Annotated in this window: 5 protein-coding genes; 4 read left to right on the forward strand and 1 reads right to left on the reverse strand. The window is 34.9% G+C overall.

The genetic code is table 11. From position 1 onward, the window contains the following. Positions 1 to 418 (reverse strand): VCBS repeat-containing protein (locus FVQ77_16750; GenBank protein ID MBW8051951.1); only part of this gene is annotated, 418 nt, incomplete at its 3' end. A 363-nt stretch (positions 419 to 781) separates the two neighbouring features. Here FVQ77_16750 and FVQ77_16755 point away from each other — a divergent pair. From FVQ77_16755 to FVQ77_16770, 4 genes are all read left to right on the forward strand, one after another. Further along, the gene (locus tag FVQ77_16755; GenBank protein MBW8051952.1) at positions 782 to 4,456 is read left to right on the forward strand and encodes a SpoIIE family protein phosphatase; all 3,675 of its coding nucleotides are present in this window, start codon (positions 782 to 784) and stop codon (positions 4,454 to 4,456) included. A gap of 782 nt (positions 4,457 to 5,238) precedes the next feature. After that, positions 5,239 to 7,008, forward strand: coding sequence for an acyl-CoA dehydrogenase (locus FVQ77_16760; protein ID MBW8051953.1), 1,770 nt, complete (start codon positions 5,239 to 5,241; stop codon positions 7,006 to 7,008). A 375-nt stretch (positions 7,009 to 7,383) separates the two neighbouring features. Continuing rightward, on the forward strand, positions 7,384 to 8,220 hold the full coding sequence (locus FVQ77_16765) for a T9SS type A sorting domain-containing protein (GenBank protein ID MBW8051954.1): 837 nt from the start codon (positions 7,384 to 7,386) through the stop codon (positions 8,218 to 8,220). Next, positions 8,217 to 8,506: hypothetical protein (locus tag FVQ77_16770; GenBank protein ID MBW8051955.1), on the forward strand; the 290-nt coding region annotated here is incomplete at its 3' end. The genes FVQ77_16765 and FVQ77_16770, both read left to right, overlap by 4 nt.

An 8,506-nucleotide genomic window follows, 5' to 3' on the forward strand; every position in this document is an offset into this window, starting at 1 on the left:
CAATGATCTTGCTAAATGTTCCATCGCCATTATTTCTGTATAATGAATTTTTTTCCTTAAATTCAGTAGTCACAAATAAATCCAAATCATCATCATTATCATAATCAACCCAGGTAGCTGTATTAGATATCTCTTCATCTGTAGCTATACCTCCAGGAATAGCAATTATTTTTGTAAATTGTCCATTGCAATTGTTTTGATAAAGAAAATTTCTTCTGTTAGGATTATTTAATGATGGTTGAGATACCGCAATCAACACATCCAAATCACCATCATTATCGTAATCGCCCCAGGTGCAGCCAATCCCATCGGATTTATCGTTAACAAGAGGTCCTTCGGTGATTTTGGTAAAAATCTGGGCAAAAGTGTTCAGGTTTATGGACACGAACAAGACGAGTAAAAAGTTTAGCTTTTTCATAACATTAAAAATTAAGGGTACTAAATATTTATAAAAATACCAGTTGTAAATTTGTTTTAATTGAATATTTATAAAATATCCAATGTAAAAGAATTCCAAAGTTAATAAAAATTTTTAAAAATACAAAAAATATTTTGAGGATGTATTTTTTAACCTTTCCGGTGAAATTAACGTAAATATATATTAAACAAAAAAATGGTTGGTTTTATTTCATCCAATTAGGTAGCTTTTATTAACTTACAGCCGAAATTTATTTAATGATTTGTTGTTCTTTTCTTAGTAAATTTCAGACGAATTTTGATCCAATAAATCATTAAATCAAAAAATAAACAAATAAATTTCGGCACCAAATATAAGAGGTTTATGCAAAACAATTCAAGTTTTTTAAATTATTTTTTAATTTTACTAATAAAAATTGGGATCCTCTTTTCCTTTCCGCTATATGCTCAGGAAGGTCATTTCATTCTCTTCGACCATAATCCAAAGCTGCAAAATATTGATAATCATAATATTTCTATAATTCAAGGTAGCAATGGAGTAATGTATTTTGCAAATAAAAAAGGTATTTTATCTTATGACGGAGTAAAATGGAAGCTCATACGAACACCAGGTTCGGTTTATGCACTTCACTCAGGGTCAGGCAGAATTTATGCAGGATGTAAAGAAAATTTCGGCTATCTAAAAAAAGATCCCTACGGTAAAGATGTATATGTTTCAATTTCTGACTCATTACCCACGAGGACTCAGGGCGAGAAATTTGGTGAAATAACAAGTATAGAAATAATCAATGATCAAATTTATTTTTACGCTAACCGGGTTCTTGTCTGCTATTCAATAAAAAACAACGTAATAGAAAATAGTTGGCAAAGTAGTGGAAATGGGCTTTTTACAGGTTTAGTAATTACAAATAAAGATATTTTTATAAACATATCAGGCCAGGGATTAAACAGGGTTGATCGGTCAGGGCTATCACCAATTCCCGGAGGAGAAATATTTTCAAATACAGAAATTATCACAAGCTTCCATTATAAAAATGATACCGTACTGATAGGAACAAGCGAGAATGAGATATTCCTCTTTGAAGGCAAACAATTTATCCCTTATTCATTTGAAGCAAAAGATTATTTGTTAGAAAGCGTTCTTTCCGGTGGTATAGAATTATCCACAGACCATTTCGTATTTTCTACCCTGACCGGAGGCTGCATTTTTATTGACAAAAAAAATGGCGTTACCTTAGCTACGCTCAATTACCAGACAGGCCTCCCTGATGATGAGATATTTGCTATGGGCAAAGATAAAAATGGTGGATTATGGATCACGCATGACTATGGTATTACCCGTGTTGATAACACATTACCTGTTAAAAATTATTCCTCCTATCCTGGATTGGAAGGCAATTTAATTTCAGTTATAGAATTTGACAGCACCATCTATGTAGCAACCAGCGAAGGGATCTTTTATCTTACCGAAGTGAAAGACATTAAGGAATTAATGGTTTATATTAAAAAACCAGTACAAAAAGAAGAAGATATAATCCAAACAACAGAAATAATTTACGTAAAAACTAAAATTGAAAAGCAAATTCCGAGAGACACGAATACCATCAACCAATACCCTGAATTAAGTAAAAAAATACAACGCCTGAAAAGAAAACTGGAAAAACAATTAAAAAAGGAAGGAAAAACAGATGCAGAAAAACTTGAATTGGAAGATTTAAGAAAATTAATTAAAACGCTTGAAAGCACAAAAGACAAGTCACCACAAACCGAAATAAAACCTGTTAGAAGGGTAATAAATAGACCGGTAAAAAAAGAATATGAGATCAAAAAAGTCTATGCACTTCAGTCTGTAAAGCATGTTTACAAACAGGTAAATGGCTTTAAGGGAAAATGCAAACAATTAGTAAAATTGAATGACAGAATACTGGCTGCAAGTAATACCGGATTATATGAGATACTAAAACCCCGGATGAATTCTGATAAGCCTGAAGCCAAACCAATCATCAAAGACCTTTATGTAAACTGCATTTACCAATCAAAAGATACTAATCGTTTTTATGTTGGCCTGGCAACCGGCATTAAATCTGTCAGGTTCACAGGCAAAAAATGGCAGGTTGAAGATACCATTTTTCAGGATATACTTCAAAGTGTTTACTCCATTATTGAAGATGATGAACAAAATCTGTGGTTAGGCTGTGAAAATAATATTTATAGAATTATTATTGATACAGCAGGGCAGCCTGTGGATTATTATGCCTATTTTTTGGGTGATGCATTTTCAGAGATCATACTGGTTAGAAAAATTTTCGGAAAGATCTTCTTCATTACTGCCTCTGAAACATATTGCTATATCTCTCCTCAATCCCCTTATAAGCCTAAATCCCCTTTATTATGGGGTAGCAAGCAGCATGTAGCATTATCTGTTGGAGATATATTTGCTACTGAAGAGCTTAACAGCTTTTTTTCAGAAAATTTGAAACTTATTTATTCACAAGATCATATTACCTGGGGATATAATGGCGCAGAATGGGCAGGCCTGCCTGCGCTAAAGCTCCCCCGTATGGGGTACCCGGAAGATGGAACAGACAAGCAGCATGGATCTGATAAATTTTCAGAGAAAATTATTCTAAAAGAAATTTATTTTGCACTTTTTAATAATATCAAGCAAATTTATGTAGATCGTGAAAAAAACATCTGGCTGATAAATAGTGACGGGTCATTATTTAAAATTAATAAAGAAGATAGGGAACAATCAAATAAATATTTTGAAGTATTTATAAACGGAATTAATGATGGAGAAGGTAATCCATTATTATTAAATGGCCTGGAATTAGATTACCGAAATAGCGCTGTCATTTTATCATTTGCCGCTCCTTTTTATATCAATGAAACCTCTACTCAATACCAATATATTGTAGAAGGCGTTATGAAAGATTGGTCTGAATGGAACCGTAATGCTTCCATTCCATTTCCATTTTTATCAGACGGGAAATATACGATACGGGTAAGGGCAAAAAACGTATTGGGAAAGGTGAGTGAAGAAAAAACATTTTCTTTTAGGGTAATGCCTCCTTTTTGGAATACGTTGTGGTTTTACCTCCTGTGTTTTATTTCCGTAACAGGTTTGGTTTTTGTTTTCATCAGGATCAGGGAGAGAAATTTAAGACGTCAGCAAAAAATTCTTGAAGAGAAGGTTCAAATACGAACAGTGCAGTTAAAAGAAAAAAATGAAGAGATTGAAAAGAAGAATCAAGCCATTACGGCAAGCATAAATTATGCTAAACGTATCCAGGAATCTATACTCCCGCTAAAGGAAAATATTTTAAAAGTTTTGCCCTATTCATTTATCTTGTATAAACCAAAAGATATCGTGAGTGGTGATTTTTATTGGTGGAGCAGTAAAAATGGGAGAACTTTGATCGCAGCCGTAGATTGTACAGGCCACGGTGTTCCCGGTGCATTTATGTCAATGATAGGAAATACATTATTAAATGATATTGTAAACGTAAAAAATATTATCTCCCCTGCTCCAATACTCGATGAATTGCATACAGATATTAAAACTTTACTGCATCAGGATGAAAAAGATGCATTATCCCCTGACGGTATGGATATTTCACTCTGCTCCATTGACATGGAAAAACATGAAATTCAATTTGCAGGGGCAATTCATCATTTATGCATAGTCAGGAATGTAGCTCGGATTGATAATCCGACCAAACCATTTATAGAAGATATCGAAAGCGACCCGTTCTCCATAGGTGGAATGGAGATAAAAGCAGGAAAAACCAACTTTACCAATCACACCTTTCAAATGCAGAAAAATGAAACCATGTACCTGTTTTCAGATGGCTTTGAGGATCAGTTCGGTGGTGAAGATAACAAAAAATTCTCTTCCGAACGCTTTAAAAAGTTACTTTTAGACATTCATCAATTAGAAATGACCAAACAAGAGGAAGTCCTTAATCAAACTTTTGAGGAGTGGAAAGGCAATGCTAAGCAAGTGGATGATGTGGTGGTTATTGGAATAAGGTTTTAATACTAATAAAAATGCTAATATACGAATAAGGGTATAATGCTAATATACTAATTAAATATAAAATACTTAAAATGCCTAAAATTTATGCCACAAAAACTCTAAAATCACTAAACCCCCACACCAAAATATACAATTTTATATTTACATTATTTATCTTAGAGTTTTGGTGTGTGGGTAAATCACACAAAATTTTTTAGTGAAATTTCGTGTTTTTGTGCTTTAGTGGCGATTTTTTTTATTTTAGGCATTTTACATTTTAGGCATTTTTTTTATTAGTATCATTAGTATTCATTCGTATATTAGCATTTTTATTAGTATATTAGCATTGTACTCAAAATGACAGAAAAAACAAAAGGAAATATTGTAGGTGCTATTTTTATACTATTCCTCACTACAGGACTTATAGTCTATGTAATATATTCCGAGCATTATTATTTACTTGTCGTTTATTTATTATTTTTTGGCTATCAATTACTTAAATATAGCAAGTGGGGTAAAAAATTTAGAAAAAAAATAAAAAAGTAAGCCCCTTTTAATCAATTTATATTATATTTTTGAGTCCACTCTAAAAAGTAAAAAATTGAAAAGAAATCGTTTCTCGCAAAGTTCGCAAAGGATTGAATATCAATTAGTTAAGTGTATAACTTTGCGCCCTTTGCGCCTTTGCGAGAACCAAAAACACTTTTTAGAGTGGACTCATTTTTAGAACTATGACCTTATTCTCCCGAAGTAAGATTTTCTACAAAAAGAAAGTTTACCTTAACACTTGAACCCCTGAACACATGAACACATCCCCCACCACCCCAACCCAACCGCCAAAAATCCAAAATAAAGGATTAGACAAGGCAGATCAATTGCTGTTAAAAAATCAGGTATTAAGTGACGACTACAAGGTCAGCGCCAATTTCTATAAAAGTGATAAGATATTCCGAAGCTATCTTAAAAATGAAATATCCCAGCAAGGAAACGCTTATTTCCAGGATAAGCTCAACCAGCAAGGCGAAGAATCAGCAGGCCGGATGAACGAGCTGTCTTTGCTGGCAGACAAAAATGGCCCTGAGCTAATAAAAAGAAGCCCCTTAGGTGAAAATATCAACGAAATACGATTTCATCCCTCCTATCATGAATTATTAAAGATAGCAGTACGATCAGAAATGTTTCGGGTAAAATGGGAACCAGGCCTGAGGAAACGTTTTTTAGGAGAAACGCACAGGCTGGGATTCAGTGCCGGCTACCTTTATGCAATGAGTGAGTTGGGCCTGTATTGCCCTTTGTGCATGACCGATGGTGTTGCCCGCCTGATTGACCTGTTTGGAGAAGAGGAAGATAAAGAGCGTTTGTTAAAACACATTTACACCGATGATGTAGATGAATTATATACCGGTGCCATGTACCTGACGGAAAAGTCAGGTGGGTCAGATGTAGGCGCTAACCTGACAAAAGCAACTCACCTGCCCCGCCACAGGCGGGGTAAAACAGGGAAATATTACCAATTAAATGGAGAGAAATGGTTCTGCAGCAATGCCAATGCAGATATTATTTTTGCTTTGGCAAGAACCGATGAAAATATTAAAGGGACGAAAGGCTTATCTATCTTTTTGGTAGAAAAATACTTGCAAAATGACCACCCAAATCCAATAGACATCATCCGCCTAAAAGATAAATTAGGCGTACGTTCCATGGCAAGTGCCGAATGTTTGCTCACAGATACGATTGGTAAGTTGGTTGGAAAGGAGTTTGGCGGTTTTAAGATCATGGCTGAAATGCTCAACCTTTCACGGCTTTACAATTCCGTAGCAGCATTATCAGGTTCCAGAAGAGCGCTTATAGAAGCTTACCAGTTTTTATGCCACCGTCATACTTTTGGGAAATGCGCACTTGACCATGCATTGGTCCGGGTAAAGCTGACAGAATTATCAAGCCTCCATATAGCCAACTTCTATTTGGTATGGAGGGCTATCAAGGCATTGGACCTTGCAGATTCCGGTAATCAAAATGAAGCTGAACTTTTTCGTTTAATTACGCCTATGGTAAAAAAATGGTCGGCCGAGAAAGGGGTATATATCGTAAGAGAAAGTATGGAATTAATGGGGGGACTGGGCTATATAGAAGACACCGGGATGCCCAAAATTATGCGTGACGTCATGGTGACGCCAATCTGGGAAGGTGTAGGAAATATTATGGTATTAGACATGCTCAGGGCAATGGTAAAATCAAAAGGATTTGAGATGATGTGCAGTGAAATAAACCAAAATGCATCCCTTCATCACGAATACAAAAAACCGATGCTAACAGAATTAGATGATTTGATCCGGTTTGCCAAGGGATTTAAAGATATGAAACAGGATAAAATGGAGTATTCTGCCAAGCTGTTTTTTGAGAAGTTAACGAACCTGTATCAAATAGCATTACTTTTAGGAGCTTTGAACAAAGAAAGTGAAGACTGGATTATTCCCGCTTTGAATTATTTAAAAGAACCTTCCACTGAATTAAAAACGAAAGAACCGTTAAGCACTGATGAAGTAAAGCGATTGATTGGGTGGGAGGTTTGAGCAGGGAGTAGGAACGGGACGTCATACGCTCAAAACCTCATCCCCATCACCAAAATATCATCTATTTGCCTTCTATTGCCTTTCCATTCTTCAAAGGCATTCTCTAATTTTTTCTTTTGCTCATCCATTTTCAGGTGATGAATATCGGTAATAAGCTGTTTGAATCTTTGTGTGTTAAACTGTTTATTATCAGGTCCGCCAAACTGCGCAGCATACCCATCGGAGAAAAGGTAAAAGGTATCTTATTAGTGCGATTGTGATTTTTTTAAAATATTTTTCAATAAAAGTTTGTTTATAACAATTGATGTATTACCTTGCATTTTAAAATACTTGAAAATTATTTTGTTAAAAAGTCCTTCACTAAAATAAAATAATATGAATTACAAGATATGTCTGACCCTCTTTTCTTTGCTTTTCTTTAATCTTTCTCTATGCCTATTTGCGCAAGACTCAATTCCAAATGGCTCCTTTGAGAATTGGTCCATTATTGATAGTAATGAAGTGCCTGATAATTGGCAATTTCTAAGCGGGAAAATTGTAAAGGATTCTGCCGGATACCAAAGCAATTATGCTATTAAATTAGAAGTTTATAACCCCGGTTTTGAAAACAATTCAGGATTGGCAACAACAGGATTTCCACTGAATTCAATCCCATCTAACTTAAAAGGCTTTGTAAAATGTAATGTTATGCCAAACGATACGGTATATATTGAATTTTTATGTTATTCAGGAAATTCGCTTGTTGCCAACGGAAAATGGATAAGTACGAGTTCAATTACAACCTATGCTCCTTTTAGTATTTCAATAGATTCTTCGGGGATTACCGGTGTAGACTCTGCGGTGATAATGCTAACAAGTGGATGCTGTGGCAGTTTTGGAGGTGCCAGTATAGGAACGGAATTAGTAGTGGATGAATTAGAATTGGGATTTTACACGGGAATAAACGAAAAATCAGAGAGAGAAAAAAATAAACTTTTAATCTATCCCAATCCCACCACCGGCACTTTTACCCTATCAGTTCGCACCAGGCAATCCGCAGTAAACAACAAATTACAGATATATATTTATGATATTTTGGGGGAATTAGTATATCTGACCGAAATTACGGATGTGAACTCTGAAATAAAAATTCCTAAAATGTCCAAAGGCATTTATTTTGTTAAGGTTAATAATGAACATAACCAGTATGTAAAAAAAATCATTTATCAATGAAGTCGTTAGGATTATTATTAATCATTACTTTATTTATTCTCAGGGCAGAAGCACAATCCTTGCAGTTGCCTTATTATACAGGTTTTGATTCTGTGAGCGAGCAGGCAGGATGGCAGGAATTTAGATTAGGCATTCTCAGTTCATCTCACTGGATATATACTGCCGGCCTTTTTGTTTCTTCTCCCAAATCACTATTTCACTACTACAACAATCCGGGAAATCCAACCGATACTGTAGAGGATTGGTTCGTTTCCCCACCTCTTAATTTTAATACATCTGCCCGGTT

This window comes from Cytophagales bacterium, from assembly GCA_019456305.1.
In the GTDB taxonomy this organism is placed as follows: Bacteria; Bacteroidota; Bacteroidia; order Cytophagales; family VRUD01; genus VRUD01.

Coding starts and splice junctions, on each gene's coding strand:
- FVQ77_16755 (MBW8051952.1), top strand. CDS start 782: ATGCAAAACAATTCAAGTTTTTTAAATTATTTTTTAATTTTACTAATA.
- FVQ77_16760 (MBW8051953.1), top strand. CDS start 5,239: ATGAACACATCCCCCACCACCCCAACCCAACCGCCAAAAATCCAAAAT.
- FVQ77_16765 (MBW8051954.1), top strand. CDS start 7,384: ATGAATTACAAGATATGTCTGACCCTCTTTTCTTTGCTTTTCTTTAAT.